This is a genomic window from Mesorhizobium sp. BR115XR7A (assembly GCF_020165315.1).
Lineage (GTDB): Bacteria > Pseudomonadota > Alphaproteobacteria > Rhizobiales > Rhizobiaceae > Mesorhizobium > Mesorhizobium australicum.
This window is the reverse complement of the sequence record NZ_JAIUHW010000033.1, coordinates 1-2,714: the sequence shown is the minus strand read 5'-3', so window position 1 is coordinate 2,714 and position 2,714 is coordinate 1. Positions and strand designations below refer to the sequence as shown.

At 63.9% G+C, this 2,714-nt stretch carries 3 protein-coding genes; 2 read left to right on the top strand and 1 reads right to left on the bottom strand.

What is annotated here, in order from left to right; translation table 11 throughout:
- Window positions 1-51 precede the first annotated feature (51 nt).
- Complete coding sequence (gene trfA, locus LB557_RS31385; protein ID WP_001082279.1) at window positions 52-1,200, top strand: plasmid replication initiator TrfA; 1,149 nt, start codon at window positions 52-54, stop codon at window positions 1,198-1,200.
- A gap of 147 nt (window positions 1,201-1,347) precedes the next feature.
- Window positions 1,348-1,956: a hypothetical protein gene (locus LB557_RS31380; protein WP_224713164.1), complete on the top strand. Its 609-nt coding sequence runs from the start codon at window positions 1,348-1,350 to the stop codon at window positions 1,954-1,956.
- A 23-nt stretch (window positions 1,957-1,979) separates the two neighbouring features.
- Here the strand turns inward: LB557_RS31380 and LB557_RS31375 are convergent, their stop codons facing one another.
- Window positions 1,980-2,639 (bottom strand): recombinase family protein, encoded by a 660-nt coding sequence (locus LB557_RS31375; protein ID WP_011205802.1) that lies wholly within the window; start codon window positions 2,637-2,639, stop codon window positions 1,980-1,982.
- Window positions 2,640-2,714 lie beyond the last annotated feature (75 nt).

Below are 2,714 nucleotides of genomic sequence, written 5' to 3'. Positions count from 1 at the left end.
GACGGATCGATCCGGGGAATTAATTCCGGGGCAATCCCGCAAGGAGGGTGAATGAATCGGACGTTTGACCGGAAGGCATACAGGCAAGAACTGATCGACGCGGGGTTTTCCGCCGAGGATGCCGAAACCATCGCAAGCCGCACCGTCATGCGTGCGCCCCGCGAAACCTTCCAGTCCGTCGGCTCGATGGTCCAGCAAGCTACGGCCAAGATCGAGCGCGACAGCGTGCAACTGGCTCCCCCTGCCCTGCCCGCGCCATCGGCCGCCGTGGAGCGTTCGCGTCGTCTCGAACAGGAGGCGGCAGGTTTGGCGAAGTCGATGACCATCGACACGCGAGGAACTATGACGACCAAGAAGCGAAAAACCGCCGGCGAGGACCTGGCAAAACAGGTCAGCGAGGCCAAGCAGGCCGCGTTGCTGAAACACACGAAGCAGCAGATCAAGGAAATGCAGCTTTCCTTGTTCGATATTGCGCCGTGGCCGGACACGATGCGAGCGATGCCAAACGACACGGCCCGCTCTGCCCTGTTCACCACGCGCAACAAGAAAATCCCGCGCGAGGCGCTGCAAAACAAGGTCATTTTCCACGTCAACAAGGACGTGAAGATCACCTACACCGGCGTCGAGCTGCGGGCCGACGATGACGAACTGGTGTGGCAGCAGGTGTTGGAGTACGCGAAGCGCACCCCTATCGGCGAGCCGATCACCTTCACGTTCTACGAGCTTTGCCAGGACCTGGGCTGGTCGATCAATGGCCGGTATTACACGAAGGCCGAGGAATGCCTGTCGCGCCTACAGGCGACGGCGATGGGCTTCACGTCCGACCGCGTTGGGCACCTGGAATCGGTGTCGCTGCTGCACCGCTTCCGCGTCCTGGACCGTGGCAAGAAAACGTCCCGTTGCCAGGTCCTGATCGACGAGGAAATCGTCGTGCTGTTTGCTGGCGACCACTACACGAAATTCATATGGGAGAAGTACCGCAAGCTGTCGCCGACGGCCCGACGGATGTTCGACTATTTCAGCTCGCACCGGGAGCCGTACCCGCTCAAGCTGGAAACCTTCCGCCTCATGTGCGGATCGGATTCCACCCGCGTGAAGAAGTGGCGCGAGCAGGTCGGCGAAGCCTGCGAAGAGTTGCGAGGCAGCGGCCTGGTGGAACACGCCTGGGTCAATGATGACCTGGTGCATTGCAAACGCTAGGGCCTTGTGGGGTCAGTTCCGGCTGGGGGTTCAGCAGCCACCCCACCGCGGACTCTGACTACAACCGTGCGCAAGGCGCATTAGGGAGGATGTATGTATGTAATCGCCTGCGGCATCGTTGCCGGCTTGGCGGCTGCGGTGGCCCTGTTGGGCTTCACGCCGATGATGGAGGCGCTTGCCGCCGGCGAACGCCGCAAGGCACTCGCGCAATGGACGCGGACGATGTTCCTGGTGCTGCTGCCTGTCGTGCTGATGTGCGCGCCCATCGGGTCCAGCATTTACGACGCCGTGCAAGCGGACGCTGGCAAGCCCATCGCTTTCCACAACGGCCGGATCACGGTCGTCATGGCCCTGGTCGGCAGCTTGGCCGTTGTCCTGGTCGCGGCTGCGCGTGCGGTGGTCAACCGCAAGCATGCCAGCTTCTGGTTCGTCGGCTGGGTGATGGCGTCGGTTTTGGCCGGCGGCGTCGGCGCGATCGCCAGCGCGAAGCAACTGGCGTTCCTCGGCGAACATAGCGGCATGGTGGCCTTCGGCTTCTTCCGCGACCAGGTGAAGGACATGCACTGCGATGCGGACGTGATCCTGGCCCGGTGGGATGAAAAGGCGAACTCGCCGGTGGTCTACCGCTGCCCGAAGGCGTACCTGCTCAACAGGTTCGCATCCGCGCCCTTCGTGCCCTGGCCGGACTACACCGAGGGGGAAAGCGAGGATCTAGGTAGGGCGCTCGCAGCGGCCCTGCGGGACGCGAAAAGGTGAGAAAAGCCGGGCACTGCCCGGCTTTATTTTTGCTGCTGCGCGTTCCAGGCCGCCCACACTCGTTTGACCTGGCTCGGGCTGCATCCGACCAGCTTGGCCGTCTTGGCAATGCTCGATCCGCCGGAGCGAAGCGTGATGATGCGGTCGTGCATGCCGGCGTCACGTTTGCGGCCGGTGTAGCGGCCGGCGGCCTTCGCCAACTGGACACCCTGACGTTGACGCTCGCGCCGATCCTCGTAGTCGTCGCGGGCCATCTGCAAGGCGAGCTTCAAAAGCATGTCCTGGACGGATTCCAGAACGATTTTCGCCACTCCGTTCGCCTCGGCGGCCAGCTCCGACAGGTCCACCACGCCAGGCACGGCCAGCTTGGCCCCTTTGGCCCGGATCGACGCAACCAGGCGCTCGGCCTCGGCCAACGGCAAGCGGCTGATGCGGTCGATCTTCTCCGCAACGACGACTTCACCAGGTTGCAGGTCCGCGATCATGCGCAGCAGCTCGGGCCGGTCGGCGCGTGCGCCGGACGCCTTCTCGCGGTAGATGCCGGCGACGTAGTACCCGGCGGCCCGCGTGGCCGCTACAAGGCTCTCCTGGCGTTCAAGATTCTGCTCGTCCGTACTGGCGCGCAGGTAGATGCGGGCGACCTTCAACCTTCGTCCCTCCGGTTGTTGCTCTCGCGTCGCCATTTCCACGGCTCGACGGCGTGCGGATCGGACCAGAGGCCGACGCGCTTGCCTCGCGCCTCCTGTTCGAGCCGCAGC